General features: G+C 64.0%; 15 protein-coding genes. 7 read left to right on the top strand and 8 right to left on the bottom strand.

Features of this window, described 5'->3' with window-relative positions; translation table 11 throughout:
• The first annotated feature begins 15 nt into the window (after positions 1 to 15).
• From JL811_RS19345 to JL811_RS19325, 5 genes are all read left to right on the top strand, one after another.
• Positions 16 to 8,727, top strand: coding sequence for an Ig-like domain-containing protein (locus JL811_RS19345; RefSeq protein WP_237685087.1), 8,712 nt, complete (start codon positions 16 to 18; stop codon positions 8,725 to 8,727).
• Positions 8,728 to 8,829: 102 nt separating this feature from the next.
• A complete protein-coding gene (locus JL811_RS19340; RefSeq protein ID WP_202690354.1) occupies positions 8,830 to 11,010 on the top strand; it encodes a type I secretion system permease/ATPase in 2,181 nt (726 codons plus the stop codon).
• A complete protein-coding gene (locus tag JL811_RS19335; RefSeq protein WP_202690353.1) occupies positions 11,007 to 12,179 on the top strand; it encodes a beta-barrel domain-containing protein in 1,173 nt (390 codons plus the stop codon). Before JL811_RS19340 ends, JL811_RS19335 begins: the two co-directional genes overlap by 4 nt.
• Positions 12,180 to 12,249: 70 nt before the next feature.
• Positions 12,250 to 12,684 (top strand): hypothetical protein, encoded by a 435-nt coding sequence (locus JL811_RS19330; RefSeq protein WP_202690352.1) that lies wholly within the window; start codon positions 12,250 to 12,252, stop codon positions 12,682 to 12,684.
• The gene (locus JL811_RS19325) at positions 12,681 to 14,024 is read left to right on the top strand and encodes a TolC family protein (RefSeq protein ID WP_202690351.1); all 1,344 of its coding nucleotides are present in this window, start codon (positions 12,681 to 12,683) and stop codon (positions 14,022 to 14,024) included. Before JL811_RS19330 ends, JL811_RS19325 begins: the two co-directional genes overlap by 4 nt.
• On the opposite strand, the gene JL811_RS19320 is transcribed toward JL811_RS19325, so the two are convergent.
• From JL811_RS19320 to JL811_RS19285, 8 genes are all read right to left on the bottom strand, one after another.
• Complete coding sequence (locus tag JL811_RS19320) at positions 13,991 to 14,512, bottom strand: hypothetical protein (protein ID WP_202690350.1); 522 nt, start codon at positions 14,510 to 14,512, stop codon at positions 13,991 to 13,993. The genes JL811_RS19325 and JL811_RS19320 overlap by 34 nt on opposite strands.
• A 162-nt stretch (positions 14,513 to 14,674) precedes the next feature.
• Positions 14,675 to 15,697: a histone deacetylase family protein gene (locus JL811_RS19315; protein ID WP_202690349.1), complete on the bottom strand. Its 1,023-nt coding sequence runs from the start codon at positions 15,695 to 15,697 to the stop codon at positions 14,675 to 14,677.
• A 35-nt stretch (positions 15,698 to 15,732) separates the two neighbouring features.
• Complete coding sequence (gene kce, locus JL811_RS19310) at positions 15,733 to 16,659, bottom strand: 3,5-dioxohexanoate:acetyl-CoA acetone transferase (RefSeq protein WP_202690348.1); 927 nt, start codon at positions 16,657 to 16,659, stop codon at positions 15,733 to 15,735.
• Complete coding sequence (locus JL811_RS19305; protein WP_202690347.1) at positions 16,656 to 18,038, bottom strand: aminotransferase family protein; 1,383 nt, start codon at positions 18,036 to 18,038, stop codon at positions 16,656 to 16,658. The genes kce and JL811_RS19305 overlap by 4 nt, the downstream gene beginning before the upstream one ends.
• An 11-nt stretch (positions 18,039 to 18,049) precedes the next feature.
• On the bottom strand, positions 18,050 to 19,129 hold the full coding sequence (locus JL811_RS19300) for an ABC transporter ATP-binding protein (RefSeq protein WP_202690346.1): 1,080 nt from the start codon (positions 19,127 to 19,129) through the stop codon (positions 18,050 to 18,052).
• 82 nt (positions 19,130 to 19,211) lie between these two features.
• Positions 19,212 to 20,354 carry an ABC transporter substrate-binding protein gene (locus tag JL811_RS19295; protein WP_202690345.1) on the bottom strand — a complete coding sequence of 381 codons (1,143 nt, stop codon included), beginning with the start codon at positions 20,352 to 20,354 and terminating at the stop codon, positions 19,212 to 19,214.
• A gap of 29 nt (positions 20,355 to 20,383) precedes the next feature.
• Complete coding sequence (locus JL811_RS19290; RefSeq protein WP_202690344.1) at positions 20,384 to 21,169, bottom strand: ABC transporter permease; 786 nt, start codon at positions 21,167 to 21,169, stop codon at positions 20,384 to 20,386.
• Positions 21,169 to 22,035, bottom strand: a complete 867-nt coding sequence (locus tag JL811_RS19285; RefSeq protein WP_202690343.1) for an ABC transporter permease — start codon at positions 22,033 to 22,035, stop codon at positions 21,169 to 21,171. Before JL811_RS19285 ends, JL811_RS19290 begins: the two co-directional genes overlap by 1 nt.
• An 89-nt stretch (positions 22,036 to 22,124) precedes the next feature.
• Here JL811_RS19285 and JL811_RS19280 point away from each other — a divergent pair, with 89 nt between their 5' ends.
• Positions 22,125 to 23,078, top strand: a complete 954-nt coding sequence (locus JL811_RS19280) for a LysR family transcriptional regulator (protein ID WP_202690342.1) — start codon at positions 22,125 to 22,127, stop codon at positions 23,076 to 23,078.
• A gap of 248 nt (positions 23,079 to 23,326) precedes the next feature.
• Positions 23,327 to 23,646 (top strand): SDR family NAD(P)-dependent oxidoreductase (locus JL811_RS19275; protein WP_202690341.1); only part of this gene is annotated, 320 nt, incomplete at its 3' end.

The following is a 23,646-nucleotide window of genomic DNA, read 5'->3' as shown; positions in this document are numbered from 1 at the left end:
GCGGCGGTTCAGTCGCTGGCCGAGGGTGCGAGCTTCACCGAACGCTGGACCGTGGCCTCGCTCGACGGCACCGCCAGCACCACCATCACCGTGACCGTCACCGGAACCAATGACGACCCGGTGATCGGCGCTAATTCGGATCTGACGGCATCGGTGACCGAGCTTGCCGATGGTGCGGCGGGCGAGAACAGTTTTGAACACGGGCGCACCGGTTTCATCCATTTCACCGATGTCGATCTGCTGGATACGCAACATGAGGTGACGGTGGTGCCGCAGGGCGCCGGTTATCTGGGTGATTTCACCTGGACGGATATCAATGACGTGAGTGACCGGCTGCAATGGCAGTTCACTGTGAATGATGCGGTGCTGGACAGTCTGCCCGCCGGTGAAAGCCTTGAGCAGGTCTATGAGGTGACGATCACCGACCCGAATGGCGGCACGGCGACCACCGAGGTCACGGTGACGATTCAAGGTCGCAATGACCGGCCGGTCCCGCAGGCGGATCAGTCGCTGACCGAAGCGGATATGCCCGTTTCCGCGAATGTCGTTGCGAATGACAGCGATGTGGATGCGGGCGAGACCGCGACGCTGCAGGTGACCCAGGTCGCCGGTGTTCCCGTTGTCGCGGGTGGCGCGGCGGTCGAGGTCTTTGACGGTGGGCAATTGCTGGGCACGGTCAGTCTGACCGGGCGGGGGGATCTGACCTTCACCCCGGCGGCAGGCGTCATCGGGCGGGTTGATCTGCCCTATACGGTGGATGACGGCAGCGGCACGGTGAATGCCACGGCCATCGGCACCTGGACGGTCAATGTCATCGGTGTCGATATCGTCGATGACACCAGCCCCGGCACGCCGGGGACAGGCGACAATGTGCTGGCCTCGATCGACGATCTGGGCGCGGTCGAGATCCTCGGGCAGGCGCCTGTGGACGGTACGGTCACTGGCCTGACGGTCAGTGACGGGGTCAATCCGTCGGTCGTGATCGACCCGGCGCAGATCATCCTCAACCCGGATGGCAGCTTTACCGTCACCGCCGATCTGAGCGGGCTGGATGATGGCATGCTGACCGTCTCGATGGAGGTGAGCGATGGCACGAACAGCATCACCACGACCGATGAAATCCTGAAGGATACCGTCACCGAGGTTGTGATCGACCCTGTGCTGATTGTGGAAGGAGAGACCCCCGTCATCACCGGTACGGCCGAGGCGGGGGCGACCGTCACCCTGACCGTCAATGGTGAGGAGTATGAGACGGTCGCGGACGGCAATGGCGACTGGTCCGTCACGCTGGATGCGCCGCTGGACGGCGACGGTGTGTTCATCACCGCCGATGCCGAGGATATCTGGGGCAATACCGATACCAACACCCGTGAGGTCAGTGGCCTGACCCTGTTCGATACGGATCCGGGCGATCCGGCGCATGTGGTGGTGCATGAGGCGGGTCTTGCCGGGGGCACCACACCGGGCGATGGCCGGGACAGGGTGGAATCCACTCTTATCATCGCAGGCGGGGCGTCGGATCTGGACCGTCTTGTCTTCGGTGGAAGCATCGTGGGCGGCGCTGTCGTCGGCGGCACCACGGTGACGGCGGCAGAGCTTGCGGCTGCGACGATCGTTGATCCGGTCGATATTCTGACCGACCATGGCACGATCAGTATCACCGCCTATGACGCCTCGCTTGGGATCATCAGCTATACCTATACGCTGAACGGCGCGATCACGCATGATGCTGCCGAAGGCGAAGGCGGGATCATCCGCGAAACCATCCAGATTGCGGTGGTGGAAACCGATGGCGATATCCGCGCCGGCAATCTGGTCGCGGCTGTGGTGGATGACGCGCCGCTGGATCCGGTTGGCGAAGCGCCGGTCGGGGTGATCGAGAATGAAGGCCCGATCAGCGGCAATGTGCTGAGCAATGACAGCGCCACACTGGGTGCCGATGGCGGGCGTCTGCATGACATCACATTCACGAACCGGGCGGGCCTGTCACAGACCGAGGAAATCCCCGAAGGCGGCCCGGTCACGGTCGAGACGCAATATGGTGAACTGACCATCAGTTCCGACGGGTTCTGGACCTTCACGCCGGTGGCTTCTGCCAACCATGTCCAGCCGGGCAACGATGCGCAACTTCAGGACGGCTTCACCTATCGCACGATTGACGGCGATGGCGATATTTCTGCGGCTTCGGCCAATCAGCCGATCGTCGTTCTGGATACCTTTGCGGAGCTCGGCGACCCGACCGATCAGACCATCAATGAAAGTGCCTTGCCCTCGGGGTCCGCGCCCGATGCACCGGGGCAGACCGTCACCGGCACGCTGGATGTGATCCCCGGTGCGGACACATTCCGCGTTCGGTTCGACATCGCGCAGACGGCACCCGTCGGCCAGACCGCAGGCGGCGAGCAACTGGAATATGTCGTGTCGGGGGGCGCGGATGCCAATATCCTGACCGCCTATGCCGGACCGGGCCGCACCGAGGCTGACCGCATCTTTGTCGTCACGATCACGGATCCGACGGCCGCAAATGCGGGCTACAGCTTTCAGTTGCTGCGTCCGCTGGACCATCTGCCGGATCCGGTTACCGGGGATACGCCGGATATCGACCTTGGCTTTGACGTGATTGTCACCGATTCCGACGGGGATTCCGACGCCGCGATGTTCAACGTCACCGTCGTCGACGATCCGCAAAGCGATACGCTGGCCTTCACGATCACCGAGGACGGATCGCAGAATTTCAACACCTCGGCCGATGCCTCGGGCGACAATACAGTGATCCGGGATGAGGCCGGCACCGCGATCACCGGCATGCCGGTTGCCGGGGGTACGTCCTATGCGCTGCCCAATGGCGTCGCGGTCGTGCATCCTGACGGGTCGGTCACCTATACTCCGGCACCGAATTTCAGCGGCACCGAAGTTTTCGAGTTCGCGACAACCGAGAATGGCGTGACCAGCGTGACAACCGTCACGATGACGGTTGATCCGGTGGCAGATGCGCCCGTTGTTACTGCCGACGCCGCTGCGATCAACACGCTGGAAGATACGGCAGTTGCGCTGGGGCTGAACGCGCCGGTGATTGCCGATGACGGCACGGGTGCGGGCAACAACACGCAGTCGGAACGTCTTGGCACCATCACGCTTTCGGGCTTGCCGGAGGGTGCGGTTCTGCAGTCAGGCGGCATCACCCACACGGTTCTGGCAGGCGGAACGGTCACGATCGTGCTGTCGGATATGGACACGATTACCGGTGCAACAGGCACGCTGACCATGACCAGCGCCGAGTTTGAGGCGCTGACCGTCCTGCCGCCACCGCACCGGCATGAGAATTTCACCGTCACGATGAGTGTCACCAGCTTTGAGGTGGATGGCAGCGGCACTCCGGTCGGACTGGGCGCCACCGCGACGACGGATGTCGACGTCAATGTGCTGGCGGTGACTGATGAGGTGGCGCTGACCTTTGTGGGAGGCACGATTGAGGAAACCTTCACCATAAACGAAGACAGCACGCTGGATGTGACGGCGCAGTTGCTGGCTGCCTTTGACGATATTGACGGCAGCGAATTGCGCAGTTTCACCGTCATCAACGGTTCGGGCGGACTGATTGTCGTGAACGGGGTGACGGTGCCGCTGGGTGGTGAATTCGAGATACCGGCCCCGCTTCTGAGCAATGGCACGGCGGGGATTCCGCCCATTGCCATCGGGGCGCTCTCGAATTTCAGTGGTGATCTCAATGGAATCACGGTGCGGCTGAATGCGCAGGACCGTGACGGCGACAGCCCTTCGGCCACGCCTGCCACCGAAACCGACAGTGTCACGCTCAACCTGCGGGTCAATCCCGTCGCGGGCGATGTGGTTGCAGGCAATGTCACCACGACCGAGGATACGGCGGTTGCCTTCCTGCAGGATCTGCGGGTGACCGATACCAGCATCGGCGCAGGCGGGACCGAGGTGATAACGCAGGTCGCCTTTGAAGTGCCGGCGGGCTGGAGCATGAGCTCCCCTCCGAACAACGGCACCTGGACCGTGGATTTGATCGGCGACCTCTATACCATCGACTTTAACGGCGGCACCCGGGCCGAGCGTGAGGCGGTTCTGGACGGCTTCACCATCACCCCGCCGAACCATAGCAGCGCCGATGTCACGATCAGCCTGTCGGTCACGACCGAGGACAGCGCAACGGTCAATGGTGCGCCGGAGGTCTCGACCGAGGTCACCACGCTTCCGGTCACCATCACCGTCACCCCCGTGGCCGAGCTTGTGGGCGGCGACAGCGACGGCAATGCCACACCCGACCTGACCATGACGCTGGGCCACATCTATTCGTCCGGTATAACTGGTGAAGAGGATGAATGGTTTGCGCTGAATGCCGATGGTTTCGACCTGTCAGCAGGCTGGACGAATGAGGATACCGATGAGGCGACCTTTGCCCTCTTGACCCCGGTTCTGGTCGAGGGCGATTCCGCCACCACATCGGCCATCGGATCGCGCTTCAGCTGGATCGACCCGGTTGATGGTCCGCAAGAGGTGGTGTTCAACGGCACGCCGGTCGAAATTCCGGTCGCGGCATTGGGCAGTGTGCAGTTCATGGCTCCGGAAGACGCCTCGGGCGAATTCCGCATCGGGGTGCAGACGCGCACCGTCGATCCCGATGCCGATGACCCTGCCACGACCGTCACGGCGGATTCCGGGCAGGCATGGCTTGATGGTATTGTCATCCTGCCGGTGGCTGATGATGTGACGCTGAATATCCGGGCGCGCGCTTCGGGGCCTGAGGATACCGAGATTCCGCTGGCCATCCGGCCCAGCAGTTCGGATCTGTCAGAAACCTTCAACGTCACCATTGCGGATATCCCGGTGGACGCGGTCCTGCGCTATGACGGTAATATTCTGGATACATCCAGTGGCAGCGTGACGATCCTTGATTTCGATCAGACCCTGCCTCTGACCATCCAGCCGCCATTGCACAGCAATGTTGATTTCCCGCTGACCATCACAGCGGAAAGCATCGACCGGCTGACCGGCTATCCCGATGCAATTCCCGCAACCTCGGACCCGCTGACAATCGTCGTCGAGGTCATTGGTGTCGCGGATCCGGCAATCATTTCCCTGCCATCTGCCGTGCCGGAATACATCGAGGCCGATCTCGACAACGGCACGCCGGTCCTGCTGAGCGATCTGTTCACGGCCAATCGGGTGGATCTGGACGGTTCGGAAACCCTGACGATGCGGGTGACCGGCCTGCCGGATGGCTATGCGCTGAATCAGGGCACGCTTGTCAGCAATTCCAGCATCACCGGCGAGGACCGCATCTGGGTTCTGAACGCCGCACAACTGGCGACCGCCGGAATCATCGCCCCGGTCAATGCCAATGGGGAGGTGGTCTTCAGCGTCACGCCGGTGACCACCGAGAATGACGGCAATTCCAGAACCGGAGCCCCTGTCGATGTGCGATTCACCATCGCCCCCTCACCCGAGGCCGAGGTGACCACCAGCGCCCTGATGGTCGAGGATGAATGGCGCCCGCTGGCCATCGCGATCCAGCACGTCAATGGCGATACCGATGAGGTGCTTGAGGCGATCCGCATCCCAGTCGATCTGGGCGCGGTGTCGTTCACCTTGTCGATGAATGACGGCGGCAGCAGGCTGGATCTGCAGGATGCCGGGCTGACAACGGTCACCGAAGGCGGCGTTGAATATTACCTCATCCCCGGTGACCGGATTGCCGAGCTTGAGGCGCTGCCGGACCCGCATCTCGACGGCGATCTGGGTGGTTTCGACTTCCAGTATCAGATCCGCGATCCATCAAACACGCCCGGCACGGTCGATGACGGGCTGCTGTGGAAGGATGGCAGCTTCACCCTTGATGCGCTGGCCGTCACCGATGCGCCGTCGCTGGCGCTTGTGGGCTTCACCGGCGATTTTGAGCCTGCAGGACCGAATGGCATCCTGCTGAATGCGCCCGGACGGATCGGGGTCGATCTGAACCTGTCCACACCCGATGCCGATGGCAGCGAAAAGCTGGTGCGGATTCTGGTCGAGAACGTGCCTGATGGCGTCACGGTCGAAGATACAGACGGCATGCAGGCCGAACTGATCGGACCCGGCACCTGGCTGCTGGTCTATCAGGGGGCAGAGGCACAGGCGATCACCGGCGGCAGCCTGCCGCAAGAGGTGGTCTTTGTCGTCGGCCCGAACGCGGGCAGCAGCGAACCGGGGGGGATCCGCATCACGACACAGGTGCAGGACAATGGCGAACAGGGCGATCCGGGTACCCTGATTGAACAGGCCTTGGTCAGCTTTGATCTGCAAACCTCATTCATCGGCGGCGATGGTGAGGATCCGGCCACGATTGAGGAATGGAGCCAGAACGCGTTCACCGCGACCGAGGATGTGACCTTCACCCTTGCCGATGTGATGAATGCCGAGGTCACGCAGAACTCGACCGAGCCCAATATCCTGACCGTCACCCTGACCGGCCTGCCTGCAGGCACGGACATCACTGGCATGACCCGCACCGTCATCGAGGGTGTCGAGGTCTGGAGCGCCTCGACCGTCACGATGACGGGCGGGGATGCACAGGCCGCACTGGACGCCTTGCTGGCGGGGATCACGATCACCTCGCCTGCGAATGTCAACAGCGGCAACACGGGCAGCCCCTTGCCCTTTGACGCCCAGTTGACCACGGCGGTGGTCGGTTCGGCGGGGCAGGACAGCCAGACAGCTGCCGTTGATATTCCGGTCGCTCCGGTCACCGATCCGGTCGATCTGACCGTCGCGCTGGATGGCGTGCCGGAACTGACCGAAACCGCCACCACGATCCCGCTGGCCATCACCGTGGCCAACCCCGCCGACGGGGCCAATGGCGTGATCGAGAACGGCAATCTGTACCTGCAGATCGACAGCGGGCAGGCCGGTCTGGCCACGGGCGAACTGACCGATGCTCTGGGCAATGTGATCGAGCCGCAAACCGGATCGGACATTTCGGGCTTGCCCGCCGGGCTGAACCCTGCGGCGACCTACTATGTCGTGCCCGGCGTGACGATGGGCGACACGGTGCAACTGGTCTACACGCCCGATGAAATGGAGGCAGGCGCGGTCACGGTGACGGGCTGGGTCGAGAATTCCGAGACCGGCAGCGTGACGCTGCTGGGCGACGGATCCGCAACCTTCCCCGTCGCGATCAGCAATAACGGCGTGCAGGTCACGGCCCCGCCTGTTACCGGCGCCGAGGCCGCGGATATCGACCCTGCATCGCAGATCGAGTTGACCGGTGCGGGTGGTCTGGACTTTGCCCTGATCGACAATGATGGCAGCGAGGTGATCGAAACGATCATGCTGTCCAATCTGCCTGACGGGTTCCTTGTCTTTACCGGGACCAGTGCGGGGGATGCCAGCAGCGCGCCGATGGCCAGCAATGCCGGAGGCGCCAGCGGGCTGAACACCTGGGTGCTCTATTCCGCCGATGATGGCGGCAGCCTGCCCGGGTACATCGCGATCCTGCCGCCGAAGAACTGGAGCGGAACGCTGTCGGATCTGTCGCTGCTCGTGACCTCGGGGGAAACCACGCTGACCGAAAAGCGGACCGAGGAATTCGAGATGGGTGATATCACGGTTGAGCCCGTGGCCAATGGCCTGACTCTGATCGGAACATCGTCCTTCGGCACCGAGGGTTCCATCATCCCGCTGAACCTGAATGCCGGGGTGTTGGATGCAAGCGCCGCCGTGGTCTCGCCTTTGGCTCCGGACGAAACCCCGGGCGAAGCGGTGACGCTGCAACTGACCGGTCTGGGTGAATTCGCCTCATTCTACATCGGCACGACGCTGCGCAGCGCGGGGGTCAGCTATGACGAAGGCAGCGATACCTATACGCTGACCGGGCTCAGCCAGACCGATCTGGATGCCCTGGGTGTCCTGCAGGCCGCCCCTGCTGCCGGCACGGTCCGCACGATCACCGCCACGGCATGGACGGTCGACGGCGCGGATACCTCGGCATCCGCGACAACCAGCTTCACCCAGAACACCACGCGGCAGATCAGCACCACGGGGGCGGACACGCTGCTGTGGAACGGGCGTGACATCAATGGTCGCGCGGGTGAGGATACAGTGCGCTTCCGCCTCGGTGAGGATCTGGAAGGCAGTACACTCGCCGCGCGCCTGAGAGGGATCGAGGTGCTGGATCTGCAGATCGCGGGCAGCAATGCGATCACCGATCTGACACCTGATCAGGTGCGGCAGATCACCTCGGGCGGCAATACGCTCAAGGTGCTTGGAACGGCCGAGGATCTGGTGGGCCTTGACGGGAACTGGACCGAAACCGCCCCCGGCCTTTACTCCGGCACCATCAGCAGCGGCGGCGCCCCGGTGACCGTCACGCTGGAAGTGACCGGCGCTTCGGTCACCCTGCCCCCCGCGCCCTTCATGATGATGTTCGCGGATCCGGGGGAAGAAGACGGCCTTGCCTTCGGGTTTGCCGCGCTTGAGGCAGAGCCCGAAGCCGCATCCACGGGGGCCGAACCCATGGATGCGGAAGAGATCGACATGACCGGGATGCTGGAGACCGGCGAGTCCGAGGATCTGGCAGACCTTCTGCCGCCCGAGGATCCGCCTGCCGAAACGACCGGTCCGGCCAGTGGCGGTCGGGAACCGGCCCCGGCTGACCTGTCCGACCCCGACCTCTTGCGGATGACGCTGGAGGATGAACTCAACGCTTCGGCACTGGCCGAGGCGTGACAAAGCCGGTCTTGCCGGAAACGGCAATGCCAGACCCCGCCCGTGCCGGATGCCCGGGCGGGGGCAACAGCAAATGCACCCGGTGCTGCGGGTAAAGTGTGAATGGCGACCGAACCCGCAATGATATCCGATAGGCAGGCTGCGCCCCCGGCCGGGGACCATCCCGCTGCGTCCTCGCAGCGGATGGCGCATTGGCAGGCCGCCGTGATGCAGGTCGCGGCGCATTACCGCATCGCGTTGTCGCCCGAACAGTTGCGCCTTGAACTGGCCTGGGCGGGGGACGGGGACGCGCTGCGCCGTCTGGCCCGCAGGGCGGGGCTGGCAATCGAGGCGATCACCCCGGCAAAGGGCCGCATTGCAACGCTGAATCTGCCGCTGGTGGCGGAGTTCGATGATGGCAGCGTCGCAGTGATCGAAAGCGTCGGGGCGGACGGTCGCTTCTCGGTTTCGCTTGCCGGTGAGGCGGGCCTTGCCATGCCGCTGCACCGCCCTGAAATCGAGGCCGCGCTGCGCCATCTTTATGCGCTGCGCCCGCTGAGTGCCGCGCCCGACCGGCGGATCGACGATTATATCGCGCCCTGGCGCCCCGACTGGCTGCGCCAGATCGCGCTGGCCGATATGGCGCCCTATCGCGCGGTTCTGATCGCGTCCTTCGTGACCAATGTGCTGGCGCTGGCGGGCACGATCTTTTCGATGCAGGTCTATGACCGGGTGGTGCCGGGTCAGTCGATGCCCACGCTGCAGGTGCTGTTTCTGGGCGTGATGCTGGCCACGCTGTTCGGCTATATCATGAAGATCGCCCGGGGCCGGATCACAGATGTCGCCGGCCGCGCCGCCGATCTGCGCATTTCGGACCGGGTGTTCGGCCATGCGCTGCGCATCCGCAACACCGCGCGCCCCCGGTCAACCGGCACCTTCATCAGCCAGATCCGCGAGCTGGAACAGGTGCGCGAGATGCTGACATCAACCACTGTCGCAGCGATTGCCGATCTGCCGTTTTTCGGGCTTTTCCTGCTGCTCTTCTGGTATATCGCCGGGCCGCTGGTCTGGATCCCGCTGGTGGCCATGGTGCTGCTGATCCTGCCCGGCCTTCTGGCACAGAAGAAGCTGCGCCGCCTTGCCGAGGCGGGCACGCGCGAAAGTTCCCTGCGCAGCGCGATGCTGGTCGAGGCGGTGCAGGGCATGGATGACATCAAGTCCTTGCAGGCCGAGACGCGGTTCCAGAATCTCTGGAACCATTACAACGAGACCACCGCCACCTCGTCTATGGAACTGCGCGATCTGGTCAACCGGCTGACCTCATGGGCGCAGACGGTGCAGGGCGGGGTTTTTGCCCTGGTGATCTTCTTCGGCGCGCCGATGGTCATGACCGGGGACATGAGCACGGGCGTGCTGGTCGCGGCCTCGATGCTGTCCTCGCGGATGCTGGCGCCGCTGGCCTCGGTCACGCAGATCCTGAACCGCTGGCAACAGGCCAGCGTTGCGCGCGAGGCGCTGGACCGCCTGCTGGCCCTGCCCGCCGATACCCCGGATGATGAACGCCGCATCCATCGTCCGGTGATCGAGGGGCGGTTCCGGCTGGAGGATGCAATCTTCAGTCATGACGGCAAGACACCGGTGCTGCGCGTCGGCAGGCTGGACATCGCGCCCGGCGAACGGATTGCCGTTCTGGGCCGCAACGGGGCCGGGAAATCGACGCTGCTGTCGGCGCTGGCCGGTCTGCTGGAACCGATGGGCGGAGAGATCCGCGTTGACGGGGTGACGATGGGGCTGGTCGATCCGGCCGATCTGCGTCGTGATATCTGCCTGATGGGGCAGGGCGCGCGGCTGTTCCATGGCACCTTGCGCGAGAATCTGACACTGGGCGCGCCACGCGCCACCGATGCCGAGATCCTTGCCACGCTGGAGACGCTGCAGCAGGGCGATTTCCTGCGCAGACTGCCCGAGGGGCTGGACCATCCGGTGCAGGAGGGCGGGCTGGGCCTGTCGGGCGGGCAGCGGCAGGGGCTGTTGCTGGCGCGCCTGTTGCTGCGGGGGCCGCGCGTCCTGCTGCTGGATGAACCGACCGCCGCGCTGGATGAGGTGTCCGAGGCGGCGGTGATCGACATGCTGGCGGCACTGCCCGCCGATATCACCGTGATCGTGGCCACCCACCGGCCTGCGGTCCTGCGCATGGCCGGCCGGGTGTTGGTGGTCAGCGGCGGATCGGTCGCGATGGACGGCCCGAAAGACCGCATCATGGCGCAGTTGCGCGGCGGCAAACCCGTCAGGGCCGCGACATGACCCTTGCGCCCGCCGCCCCCCGTCCCACCGCGCGCAGCGAACGCCGCCTTGTCTGGCTGGTCTTTGCGATGCTGGCGTTGTTTCTGGGCTGGGCGTGGTATTTCACGCTGGCCGAGGTTTCCAGCGGGCAGGGCACCGTCGTTCCGGGGTCACGCGAACAGGTGATCCAGTCGCTCGAAGGCGGGATCCTTGCCACGCTTGAGGTTGCCGAGGGCGATCTGGTCGAGGCGGGGCAGGTGCTGGCGACACTGGACCCGACACGGTCCGTGTCCAATGTAGAAGAGGCGGGCGCGCGGTATTATGCAGCCATTGCCGCCGCTGCGCGGCTCAGGGCACAATTGGGTGACGCCGAGCGGATCGACTTTCCCCCGGCCCTTGCCGATCCGCGCTTTGACGAATTGCGCGCCAATGAAACCGCGCTGTTCCAGTCGCGCCGCAAGGGGCTGACCGATACGCTGTCGGGGCTGACCGAGGGGCTGGACCTGCTGCGGCAGGAACTGGAGATCACGCAGCGCCTGCAGACCAGCGGTGCGGCCAGCCGCGTCGAACTGATCCGTCTGCAACGCGAGGCCACCCAGACCGCGCTGGAAATTGCCCGGCTGCGCACCGATACGCAGGTCGAGGCGGCCGAGGAGTTGCAGCGCGTCAATGCCGAGGCCGAGGTTCAGGCCTCGGTCATGCGCGGGCGGTCCGATCAGGTAGAGCGGCTGACCTTCCGCGCGCCGATGCGCGGGATCATCAAGGATATCGCCGTCACCACCATTGGCGGTGTCATCGCGCCGGGCGGGCAGATGATGACGATCGTGCCGATGGATGACAAATTGCTGATCGAGGCGCGGATCAGTCCGCGTGACATCGCCTTCATCCATCCCGGGCAGGGCGCGCTGGTGAAGATCTCGGCCTATGATTACGCGATCTTCGGCGGGCTGGAGGGCGAGGTCACGACCATCTCGCCCAATACGGTGCGCGATGAGATCAAGCCCGATCAGGTTTATTACCGGGTCTATATCCGCACCCGGGAAAACAGTCTGGTCAATTCCGCTGGAACCCGCTTTCCCATCGTGCCGGGCATGATTGCCACGGTCGATATCCAGACCGGCCAGAAAACCGTGTGGCAATATCTGGTCAAACCCTTCAACCGCGCGCAGGAGGCGCTGCGTGAACGCTGACTCACTCCTAGGTGATGTTGCCTAGCCCGTCTTCAACCGCTATTAGTTGCGGCAACAAGAGGTTTCCTCCATGGCTCAATTCCCCTTTACCCGTGGCGCCCTGACGGCGCTGACCCTGTCCTTGGCCCTGCTGTCCGGCTGTGTCACCACGGGCACCCCGGACGGGATCAATATTCTGGATCCGGGCCGCGATTTCACCCGCGTCTGGCGCGACTATCCCGATATGGATCAACGCTTCTCGCGTCCCGGCCGTCCGGTGACGCTGGCGCAGGTGCGCGGCGTTGAACGCGGACAGGACAGGGCGGCATTGCTGCGCAATCTGGGGCAACCCGCCTTCCAGCATGAAGACGGGTCACTGGAGTTTCATCTGGCGCTGACTGGGGGGCCGCGCGACCGGCTGATCTGCCAGTATCGCGTTTACTTCGATGCGGATAACCGCGTCTGGTCCAGTGTCTGGCGCCGTGCGCAATGCGCAGAACTGGTCGCGGGGGCCGGGCGGGCATGATCCGGCAAGGCAGGTCATCGCGCCGTCTGATCGCGGCGACCGGCCTGCTGGCCCTTGGACTTGTCGCAGGCTGTGGCGGGCTGCGGGATGCCGATGGCACCGAGGCCGCGATTGCCGAACAGGCCGCCACCATGCCGGGGCTGACGCGCGGCGAGGGGCAGGATATCGGCAGCGTCGCGCGCAACGGCCTGTTGATGAGCCCATCGGTGCGCGAAAGCGCCAGCGCGGTTTCGGCCAGCGCCGATGAGGTCCGCGTCAGCCGTGCGGCCCTGTTCCCCAGTCTGGGCCTGTCATTGGGGGCCGGAACGGGGGATGCCGGGCGGGGGGATCCTTCGCTGGAGCTTGAGGGCAATCAGCTTTTGCTGGATTTCGGTGATACGAAACGCGCGGTGACGGTGGCCGATCTGGAACTGCAGATCAATTACATCACCTTCCAGAAATCCGTCGATGATGCGCTGGTCGAGGTGGCCCGCGCCTATGATGCGGTGGCGGTGCAGGCCGATCTTCTGAAGGTGCGCCGCACGCAGCTTGCCGCGATGCGGGAACTTGAGACCCTTGTTGCAGAACGCGCGGCAAGCGGGGCCACGGCCTCGCCCGATCTGCTGGAGGCGCGCAAGCGGTTGCAGGCGGCGGAATTTCTGGTCCATGACACCGAGCTTGCACTGGCCGAGGCGCGCGACCGGCTGACCCGGCTGGGCGGGCAGGCGCGTGGCGGCGAAGTCCGTATCCCGCCCGGTGCCTGTGCGGCCCGCGATGACAGTGATGCGATGCGCATCGCGCGTCTGCGGCTGGTGCAGTCGGAACTGAAGCTGGAGCGCGCCGAGCGGGCGCAACTGCCCCGGATCCTGCTGTCGCCTGTGGCACGCAGCCAGTCGGGCGATGACGGGGTGCGGCTGGGGCTTAATCTGGGGGTCGATTCCGATCTGCTGCAGGGCGGTGCGCTGACCGCGCGGGCCAATGCGGCGCGCAATTCAGTGGGTGGGGCCCGGGCCGGGCTGGAGGCGACAAAGCTTGACGCCGATCTTGAGGCCCGGAAATTGCAGCGCGACATCGCCGCTGGAAACCGCCGCATCGAGATGCTGAATCGTCAGATCGCGCTGCTGGGGGAAACCCGCAGTCTCTATCGCAGTCAGTATCTGGATCTGGGCACCCGCCAGTTGCCGGATCTTCTGGACAATGAGGAAGAATATCACAACCGGCGCGCGGAACGGATCGAAGCGCGTTCGGCCATCCTTGCCAGCCGGTTGCAATGCGCGGTGCTGGAACGGTCCCTGCGCCAGACGCTGGGGGTATCGGGCAACAGCCTTTACGGCTTCCCCCTTGCCCCTGACGCGCTGTAACGGAACGTGCTGGAACGCTGTGGCGGATCGCAGCGCGCATATCCCATTCCGATCAGGGTGCTGCCCCGCAGGGTGGTGACGCCGTGGCGGATATGGCGACCGTGCTGCAGGAACCAGCCGCGCAGCGGTTCGCGCAGATGTGCCGCCATGACCTGCGACCAGTGTTCGAACACGTCGCGCTGCAACCCGCCGAACAGCCCATGCGGCCCGTGAAAGCCCAGAACGGCATCCGGGGCGACGCAGACATTGTTCAGCCCCAGATACATCGTGCAGCTTGAATAGCAGGTGCCACGCAATTCGACCCGCTGGCCGCTGCGGCGCAGCGCCCGGATTTCCCGCTGACGGCTGGCCAGCGCGCCGCCGGGATCGTGCATCACCACCTTCGGCCCGGTTGCGGCCGTTGCCGGGGGCGGCGCGGCCAGAAACGCCGCAGCAAGAATGAACAGAAGGGCAGCGCCCTGCCCCTGCCGGTATGAAACGATCCGCATGATCCGTGATCCTGTCCGCGCGGCGTCCTTGCGCCGCAGGATCAGCAGAGCCCGGTTCCGGTTAACCCGGCGTCGCCACCGGCCCCGTAGGCCGGTGGAAAATAGGGATCATTCGATTAAAGACATTTGGACCTTGCCCTGCGGCAGCCATGCCCGGGGGCCTTAACCTTCCTGCCAGCCGGTCAGAAAACGGGTCAGGTTTGCGCCCAGATCGGGCTGCAGATAGCCGCCTTCCTGCACGATCAGCCCGGGCAGACCCAGCCCCGCGATCCGCGCCGCGATCTTTCCGAAACCCGGGGTGGTGACGGCAAAACCCTTGAAGGGGTCATTCTCATGCGCGTCCAGCCCCAGCGCCACGACCACGACATCCGCCCCGAAATCGGCGATCCGTTGCAGCGCCTTGTCCAGCGCCAGCAGGAACGCCGCATCATCGGTGCCGCGCGGCAAGGGCAGGTTCAGGTTGTAGCCGCGCCCCTCACCCTCGCCCCGTTCCTCGGCATGACCCCAGAAGAACGGATAGAACCGCAGCGGATCGGCATGAATCGAAACGGTCAGCACATCGCGCCGGTGATAGAAGATGCCTTGCGTACCGTTGCCGTGATGCACATCGACATCCAGAATCGCCGGACGCCTGCCCGCACGCAGCAGCCATTCCGCCGCGATGGCCGAATTGTTCAGAAAACAGAACCCTCCCGCCAGATCGCCAAAGGCGTGATGCCCCGGCGGACGGGACAGCGCATAGGCCACGGGCGCGCCCTCAAGGATCGCACCCGCCCCCGACAGCGCGGTCTGTGCCGACCAATAGGCGGACAGCCAGGTATCCCCGGATATCGGGCAGGATGTATCGGTCTGGTGATAGCCCGCCTGTCCCACCGCCGAGAGCGGATAGGCGGCGTCGCGGCGATCCGGGTGGATTTTCGGGATCACCTCGTCGCCGGCATCGGGGGTGCGGGACCACCGGCCATGGATGGTTTTCAGGAATTGCAGATATTCCGGCGAATGGATCGCGGCCAGCGGGCCCATGCCGTGATCGGCGGGCGCGGCAAAGGTGCATCCGGCGTCAAGGGCGGCCTTGTGCAGGACGCGGACCCTTTCGGGCTTTTCGGGATTGGGGGAAAGCGCACCGCTGACCATGAACATCTTCGGGTCATGCTGACGCTGCCGGTCGTCGAGAAAGGCTTTCATCGTCGTTTCCTATTTTTGTGACGGCGCGCGCTGCATCAGAATCCCACCTTGTCCGGCCCTTTCAGGCCCAGCATCGCGCGGGCCTCGGCGGGCGTGGCAAGCGTATGGCCCAGCCCTTCAAGCATACCGCGCAGCCTGGTCACCTGCTGGGCGTTCGACCGCGCCAGAACCCCGCGCGACAGGTAAAGATTATCCTCAAGCCCGACGCGCACATGGCCCCCCATCGCCGCCGAGACGAGTGCCATCGGCATCTGCTGGCGGCCCGCTGCAAGGGTCGAGAACAGGTAATCCGGCCCGAACAAGCGGTCGGCGGTGGTCTTAAGATGAATCAGATGCTCAGGTTCCGCCGCGATGCCGCCCAGAACTCCCATGACGAACTGGATGAACAGCGGCCCCGTGACCAGCCCCCGGTCGCGGAAATGCGCCAGCATGTAAAGATGGCCGATATCGTAGCATTCAAATTCGAACCGCGCGCCGCGATCCTGCCCCATCAGGCGCAGCACCGCCTCGATATCGCGCGGCGTGTTCTTGAACACCAGATCGTCGCTGTCGCGCAGAAACGGTTCTTCCCAGTCCTGCAGCCAGTCGCGCCGCTTGCCCAGCATCGGGTAAAGCGCGAAATTCATCGTGCCCATGTTCAGGCTGCACATTTCGGGCGCTGCGGCCATGGGGCCTGCAATGCGGTCTTCCAGCGCCATCGTGGCGCTGCCGCCGGTGGACAGGTTGACAATGGCATCGGTTCCCGCGCCGATCTGCGGCAGGAAGGCCATGAAATCGTCGGGCCGGGCCGAAGGGCGCCCGGTGTCGGGGTCGCGTGCATGAAGGTGCAGGATCGCCGCGCCCGCCTTGGCGGCGTCAAGGGATTGCTGCGCAATATCCTCGGGTGTCACTGGCAGATAGGGCGACATCGTGGGCGTATGGATCGAGCCGGTGATCGCACAGGACAGGATGACCGGCGTCATCGGACGCCGCCCTTCGTCATCGCGCGCAGCGCCTGCGGGGCAAAGGCCTTCAGCGCGGCGGTCAGCTTTTCGATGATCTCATCGACATGGGCCTCGGTCGCGGTCATGGGCGGGCAGATCAGGAAATGATCGCCCTCGCGCCCGTCACGGGTGCGGCGGGAATAGATGATCAGCCCTTCGGCATAGGCCAGTTCCACGAGATCCACATAGGCATTCATCGCGGCGGGCAGCGGCGCCATGGTCTGTCGGTCCGCGACCAGTTCAAAGGCCAGCAGCAGACCCTTGCCGCGCACATCGCCGATGAAGGGGAAAGGCTCCATCAGTGCCTCAAGCCGCGATTTCAGCAATGCGCCGATCCGGGCGGCATTGCCGACCAGCCCTTCGGCCTCGATCACCGACAGGACGGCCAGGCCCGCCGCGCAGGCCAGCGGATTGCCCGCATAGGTATAGCCATGCAGAAAACCGCCGCCATCCAGCACCGGCCCAACGATCCGGTCCTGCGCCACCATCGCGCCAAGCGGCGCATAGCCCGCGCCGAAGCCTTTGGAAATGGCGATGATATCGGGCACAACGCCCCAGTGATCGGCCCCCAGAAAGCGGCCCGTGCGCCCGCCGCCGCACATCACCTCATCATGGATCAGCAACACGCCATGGCGGGTGCAGATGTCCCGCACGGCCTGCATGTATCCTTCAGGCGGGACCAGCGCGCCGGTTGACGCGCCGCCGATCGGTTCCACGATGAAGGCCAGAACGGTCTCGGGGCCTTGCGCGATGATCTCGGCCTCCAGCATTGCTGCGTAATGCGCGCCGGTCGCAGGGTCTTCCGGGTCCAGCCCGTCCAGATAGGCGCGCGGCGCGGGGATCTTGGGCATGGCCTGCATCATCGGGGCGAAAGGATCGGTCAGGGGTGCGTATCCCGTGATCGCCAGCGCCCCCAGCGTGCAGCCGTGATAGCTGGGCCTGCGGGATATCACCTTCCAGCGGCTGTCCTGTCCGATGGCCAGCGCATATTGCCGCGCAAGTTTCAGGGCGGATTCCACCGCCTCGGACCCACCCGAGACGAAGAACACCTTTTCCATCCCTTCGGGCATCAGGGCGGCGGTCTTGGCCGCCAGCCGTTCGGACGGATCAGTTTCGAAATGCAGCCGGTAGCCGAAGGTCGATTTCTCCATCTGCGCGCGCATCGCGGCCAGAACATGCGGATGCGAATGGCCGATATTGCTGACCATGGCACCGCTGGAGCCGTCGAGATACCGCTTGCCCTCGACATTCCACATATAGACATCGCGCGCCTCGGCCAGCAGCGGGCGGCGCTGGCGCGTCTGATAGAACAGATGGCTTTCGGGGCGTGCGTTCGGCAGGTTCGGGGGGATATTCATTATTGGGACTTTCACCGGGCGGGAAGGGCGGCGCAATCGCGGGGCAGAAGCCGCAGCACGACCTTGTCACCGGCGGCAAAGGGGGCAATGTCGATCATGTTGATCGCCTGCAGCGCATGGTCGCCAACCCGCAGGAAATAGCGCGCGGCCTGTCCCTGATAATCCACTGCCTCGACCGTTGCCGGGATCATCAGCGCCGCATCAGCGGTGCTGCCCTCGGGCATCAGCACCAGCTTTTCGGCGCGCACCACCAGCCGGGCCGCCGTGGCATCACCCAGATGCGGGGCGCGGCTGCGCGGGATTTCAACCTGCGTGAAGCCCGGCGCCTCCAGCGAGATCCGGTCGCCCTGACGCGCCGTGACGCGCGCTTCAAGGATATTGGCCGCGCCCAGAAACCGCGCCACGAATTCGGTGGCGGGGGTGTTGTACACCTCTTCCGGTGTGCCGACCTGTTCGACGCGCCCATCCGACATGACGATGACCTGATCGGACATGGCCAGCGCCTCGGACTGGTCATGCGTGACGAAGATCGAGGTGACGCCCAGCCGTTTCTGGATGTTCTTCAACTCAACCCGCATATCCTCACGCAGGTTGGCATCGAGGGCGGAAAGCGGTTCATCCAGCAGCAGCACATCGGGTTCGATCACCACGGCGCGGGCAAGGGCGATGCGTTGCTGCTGGCCGCCCGACAGCGCCTTTGGATAGCGATCGGCCAGATGCGGCAGTTGCACCAGTTCCAGCGCCTGCGCCACGCGGCGCTCGGCCTCGGCCTTGGTCACACCGCGATATTTCAGGCCGAAACCCACATTCTCGGCGACGGTGCGATGCGGAAACAGCGCGTAATTCTGGAACACGATGCCCAGATTGCGCTTGTGAATCGGAATGTCGTTCACCCGCCGTCCGGCGATGGTGATATCGCCCTCGGTCGGGTCCAGAAGGCCCGCGACCATGCGCAGCGTCGTGGTCTTGCCGCAGCCCGAGGGGCCCAGAAGGGTGCAGAAACTGCCCGCCGGAATCTCCAGCGACATCTTCTGCACCGCGGTGAAGGTTCCGAAGCGCTTGACGATATCTGTCAGTGTGACGGCTGCCATGGAGGGTCTTTCCTGCCTGTGGGGGGACGCCCCGGCAAGGGGCGCCCTTTGGTTCACGGCCACTCAGTGGCGGGGCTGCGGATCAGAACCCGCGCTGCACGCGGCTGAAGGTTTCGGACCATTCCGCCTCATTCCCGTTCCAATAGGCCGGATCGGCAAAGGTCAGCGCGTCCAGCGTACCCGTCGGATCATAGGCAGGCAGGGTTGGGATCGTCGCACCAAGATCCACCTTGGTGCCGTCCAGCGCGGGCGGATACATCTGCCCCTCGGCCACCGCGATCGAGGTTTCGGGCGCCAGCATGAAGTTCAGCAATTCCTCACAGGCCTCGACCGGCGAGCCCTTGATGACGAACAGGCATTCCTGCCAGCCGAAACCGTTGGGCGGATCGTAATAGCCGATATCATGGCCTTCGGCCTGCATCGCGGCGATGCGGCCCGACCAGCCTTCGGTCACATAGATCTCTTCTTCGGCCAGCAGGCTCATCAGTTCGGCACCCGAACCCCAGTATTTCAGCGCAAGGTCACGATGGCTGCGGATCGCATCCCAGACGGCCTCCATATCGGCGATGGCATTGGGGTCCTGCCCGGTCTGCAGCGCGCCATACCAGATGCGGGTGCGCCAGTCGGACCAGCCGCCGATCTTGCCCTTATAGGCCTCGTCAATCAGGATCGAGGCGCCCTTTTCCTTCATCTCCTCATCCGAGATGTATTTGCGGTTATAGGCCAGCCCGGTGGTGCCGTAATTATAGGGCACCGCCGAAAGGTATTCGGGCGTCACGCGGCGATAGGCGGCGGTCAGCGCATCCATCACAAGTTCCATATTCGGGATATTGGCGGTGTTCAGTTCCACCGTCAGGCCGAAATTGACATAGCGGGCATAGTCGAACACGCCCGACAGATGCGCGATATTGTATTCGCCTTCCTGACTGGACCGGACCTGCGCCAGATATTCGTCACCGCCCGAAAAGGTGCCATCGACAACATTGATGCCCGTGGCGGCGGTATAGGGATCAAAGGCGTGCTGGCGGAACGCCTCGGACACGACACCGCCCCAGCCATCAAAGCGCACCTGCGACACCGATTGCGCCCGGGCCTGACGGGCAAAGGGCGTCTGCAGGCCATAGGCGGCCCCGGCGGCCCCGATCAGGCCCAGAAAGGTGCGGCGGTTCAGATCGCCATTGCGGTAACGCTCCAGCAGGCGGTCATATCTTGTGGAATTGTCCATGTTTTCTCTCCTTGAAGGGTGTTGCGGTTCTATTTGCCGCGTTTCGTTGCAAGACTGCGGGCAATCCCTGCCCCCAGAAGCGGAAGTCCGACCGTCATCACGATCATCACCGTGCCAAGCGCATTGATCTCGGGGCTGATCGAGTTGCGCAGCATCGAGAAGATCTGCGTCGGCACCGTCTCGACCCCGCCGGGTTTCCAGAACAGCGTGCCGGTGATGTCGTCAAAGCTGATGGTGAAGGCGAACAGCGCCCCCGCCGCGACCGCGGGCATCAGCAAGGGCAGCGTGACGGCAAAGAAGGTCTGCACCGGTGAGGCGCCAAGGCTCAGCGCTGCCTCCTCGACATCGCGGCGGATGCTGACCAGCCGGGCCTGCACGACAAGGATGACGAAGGGCAGGGTAAAGACGACATGCCCCGCCAGCAGCAGCACAAAGCTTTTGCCGATGCCCAGCCAGTTGAGAAACAGCAAAAGCGCCACGGCCAGCACGACTTCGGGCACCAGTATCGGCGCGATCAGCGCGGTGGTGATCAGGTTGCGTCCGGGCACGCGGTAGCGCACCAGCGCAAGGCTGGCCAGAATTCCCAGCGTGGTCGAGATCACCGCCGTCATCAGCCCGAGGATCAGCGAGGTGCGGAAGGCGCGCATCACCGCGTCATTGTTCCACAAGGCCTCAAACCAGCGCAGCGAAAACCCCGTCATCGGGAAACTGCCGAACTGGTTGGCATTGAAGGACAGCAGCACCACGACCAGCACCGGCAGGAACATGAAGCCATAGACGGCAATCGCGTAAAGACGGATCAGACCCCAGCCCATCAGCCCAAGCCTTTCGCCAGTTGGGCCATGCCGAGATAGCGGTTGTAGATCGCGACCAGCGCCCCCAGCACGGCCAGCAGCAGCAGCGACAGGGCAGACCCCAGCGGCCAGTTCAACTGCGTGATGATCGCCTCGAATACCAGATTGGCAAACATCGCATCACGCGGCCCGCCCAGAACCAGCGGCGTGATATAGGTGCCCGCGCCCAGCACGAAACACAAAAGTCCCCCCGCCGCCAGACCCGGCAGCGACAGCGGCAAGGTGACCTGCAGGAAGGATTGCCAGCGGGTCGCGCCCAGCGAGGTGGCGGCATCCTCAAGATTGGTGTCGATGCCTTCAAGGCTGACATAGACATTCAGCACCATGAAAGGCAGCAGAAAATGGATCAGGCCAAGGATTACCGCGGCCTCGTTATACAGCATCTGGATCGGGCTTGAGATCACGCCCAGCGACATCAGCGCGGTATTCACCGCGCCTGAGGCCCCCAGAATGTTGATCCAGCTCATCGTGCGGATGATGTAGCTGATCCAGAAGGGCAGCATCAAAAGCAGCAGCAGGATCATCTTGTTGCCCTTGGACCGCGCGATGAAATAGGCCGCCGGATATCCCAGCAGCGCGCAAAGCAGCGTGGTGATCGCGGCAATCTTCAGCGTGTTTAGCAGGATATAGCGATAGAACGGGTCGCTCAGCGCCTTTTGCCAGTTGTCCAGATGGAACCCGACAGTATCCGCCCCCGTCGCGGAGCGCAGCCAGAAGGAATAGACCACGATGAACATCAGCGGCACGAACAGAAGCAGCGCCACGGCGCCAAGGGCCGGAGACAGCAATATCCAAGGCTGGCGTGCCTCACGCCGTTCGATGCTCATGCCGGTCGCTCCTTTGATGCAAGGCAGATTGACAGAGCGGCCGACATTGATCCAATAGATAGTCAAGATAATAGATATTGTTATGATCTATGCTCAGCCCACTTGAAAAACTCGCCCGCGATCTGGACTGGAACCTGCTGCGCACCTTTGTCGTGATTGCCGATGCGGGGTCGATCACCCGCGCGGCCGAGGTGCTGGGTTTGCAGCAGCCCAGTGTTTCCACCGCACTCAAGCGACTGGAGGCGCATCTGGACCGCAAGCTGATCGACCGCAAGCCGGGACATTTCCAACTGACCGAGGCCGGGCGCCTGCTCTATGACGAGGCGGTCGATATCAATGGCGCGATCCTGCGGATCGGCACCGCCATCCGCAAGGTGCAGGAAGAGGTGCAGGGCCATGTCAACATCGCCATCGCCAGCCATGTTGTCTGTCCACTGCTGAACGAAGCGCTGCGCGATTTCCACGCGCGCCATCCGGCGGCAACCCTGTCGATCGAGGTCAGCGCCAGCCGGGACGCGATTGAAAAGCTGCTGTCGCGGCGCGTGTCCTTTGCGATCTGTCTTGTCAAGGACCGCAATCCCCGGCTGGAATACCGGCGGCTGTTCCGGGAATTCTTCGGCCTGTTCTGCGGCCCATCGCACCCGCTGTTCGGGCGGCAGGGGCTGGCCACGACCGAACTTGCCGGTCAGGCCTCGGTCAGTTTCGTGACCGACCAGATGAATGACGCGCTGCGCCCGGTCACGCTGATGCGGGCCATGGCGGGGCTGGAGGACCGGGTGGTCGGGTCATCCGCCAATCTTGAGGAAGTGCGCCGGATGATCGTCGCGGGGCTGGGGATCGGCCCCCTGCCGCTGCATGTGGTGCGCGAGGATGTGGCGCGTGGGCAGCTCTGGCGTCTGCCGCCCTATGACGACCCGCCCGCCATCGACGTGCATGTGGTCTGGAATGCCCGCGCCCGGATGAATCGGGCCGAAACCTCGCTGCTGACCGGATTGCTGGAAAAGATCGACCAGACGCCGGAATCGGACCGGATCTATTTCTGACAGATCGGACTTTTTCAGTCTGGGAACGGGTGGCTTTGCAGCCGAGATCCGGCCCGGAAATGTCATGAAAAACAGCGGATTGTCGCCCTGTTCCGTCGCTTGATGTCGGGCATTTCGACACTGATCCGATTGACTGTTCGATATTTTCGACATATATATTCAGCCTGACAGTCTTTAAGACGGCGCCTCCGGGTCCCATCCTATGGTCTGTAGCGAGTGACTATTTGTAACGAGTGAAGGAGTTAACGATGACCAACCGTACCATTGCGGGCAAGACGATTCTGATCGCGGGCGGCGCGAAAAACCTTGGCGGCCTGATTGCGCGTGACTTCGCGGCTCAGGGCGCCAAGGCGATCGTGATCCATTACAACAGCGATGCAACGGCAGCGGCGGCGCAAGAGACCGTTGCGGCGGTTCAGGCGGCGGGCGCCAAGGCCGTGGCGCTGCAGGCGGATTTGTCGACCGCAGGCGCGGTTGAGAAGCTGTTTGCCGACACCATTGCGGCCGTCGGCCGGCCGGATATCGCGATCAACACCGTGGGCATGGTGCTGAAAAAGCCGATGCTGGA

This window comes from Szabonella alba (assembly GCF_016765775.1).
Classification (GTDB): Bacteria; Pseudomonadota; Alphaproteobacteria; order Rhodobacterales; family Rhodobacteraceae; genus Szabonella; species Szabonella alba.
This window is presented reverse-complemented; position numbering and strand designations above follow the sequence as displayed.

Excerpts from the sequence above, each read along its gene's own strand:
- JL811_RS19340 (WP_202690354.1), top strand. The coding sequence starts at position 8,830 with ATGGCGACCGAACCCGCAATGATATCCGATAGGCAGGCTGCGCCCCCG.
- JL811_RS19335 (WP_202690353.1), top strand. The coding sequence starts at position 11,007 with ATGACCCTTGCGCCCGCCGCCCCCCGTCCCACCGCGCGCAGCGAACGC.
- JL811_RS19330 (WP_202690352.1), top strand. The coding sequence starts at position 12,250 with ATGGCTCAATTCCCCTTTACCCGTGGCGCCCTGACGGCGCTGACCCTG.
- JL811_RS19325 (WP_202690351.1), top strand. The coding sequence starts at position 12,681 with ATGATCCGGCAAGGCAGGTCATCGCGCCGTCTGATCGCGGCGACCGGC.
- JL811_RS19320 (WP_202690350.1), bottom strand. The coding sequence starts at position 14,512 with ATGCGGATCGTTTCATACCGGCAGGGGCAGGGCGCTGCCCTTCTGTTC.
- JL811_RS19315 (WP_202690349.1), bottom strand. The coding sequence starts at position 15,697 with ATGAAAGCCTTTCTCGACGACCGGCAGCGTCAGCATGACCCGAAGATG.
- kce (WP_202690348.1), bottom strand. The coding sequence starts at position 16,659 with ATGACGCCGGTCATCCTGTCCTGTGCGATCACCGGCTCGATCCATACG.
- JL811_RS19305 (WP_202690347.1), bottom strand. The coding sequence starts at position 18,038 with ATGAATATCCCCCCGAACCTGCCGAACGCACGCCCCGAAAGCCATCTG.
- JL811_RS19300 (WP_202690346.1), bottom strand. The coding sequence starts at position 19,129 with ATGGCAGCCGTCACACTGACAGATATCGTCAAGCGCTTCGGAACCTTC.
- JL811_RS19295 (WP_202690345.1), bottom strand. The coding sequence starts at position 20,354 with ATGGACAATTCCACAAGATATGACCGCCTGCTGGAGCGTTACCGCAAT.
- JL811_RS19290 (WP_202690344.1), bottom strand. The coding sequence starts at position 21,169 with ATGGGCTGGGGTCTGATCCGTCTTTACGCGATTGCCGTCTATGGCTTC.
- JL811_RS19285 (WP_202690343.1), bottom strand. The coding sequence starts at position 22,035 with ATGAGCATCGAACGGCGTGAGGCACGCCAGCCTTGGATATTGCTGTCT.
- JL811_RS19280 (WP_202690342.1), top strand. The coding sequence starts at position 22,125 with ATGCTCAGCCCACTTGAAAAACTCGCCCGCGATCTGGACTGGAACCTG.